Source organism: Bacillus sp. FG16 (genome assembly GCF_057809515.1).
Genome location: NZ_JBMDKC010000331.1, coordinates 1 through 457 on the forward strand (window position 1 = coordinate 1; position 457 = coordinate 457).

1 pseudogene is annotated in these 457 nt (G+C 31.1%); it reads right to left on the reverse strand.

Annotated features, from left to right (window positions below):
* Window positions 1–457: pseudogene (locus tag ACODS7_RS32595) on the reverse strand (Tn3 family transposase); the annotation flags it as partial.

Sequence of the window (457 nt, forward strand, 5' to 3'; positions counted from 1 at the left end):
ATCCATAGAAAAAAAGCGTTGACTACTATTACTATGCTTCTGAATAAAATGAAGAGCTTCAATGATAGGTTGATATGATAAATTATTCGATCGAAATGAGAGGCTCTTTAAAATATCACAAATAGCAGTTCTATAATGGCCACGATAAGAAGCATGCATCTTTATATAGATTTTTTCTTTATATTCTCGATTGTTTTTGGATAAATCCTTGATAATATCTCTAATCGTGGAAGAGTGAACGATAGGATATAATGTATCTTGAATGATGCCATCAGGATGATCAATGGCTGCTTGCAACAAGTTTAAAATATGTTTATTTTTCCCTTGTACCTTTTCTAATTCCGCTACCGCTTCTTTACGTGTGGTGTTCTTCGCTTTATTTTCAAATTTGTGTGTAATTTCATCTAATAAATCTGCTAAATTATCAATAATTTCAGACTGACGATAAGAAAATAAG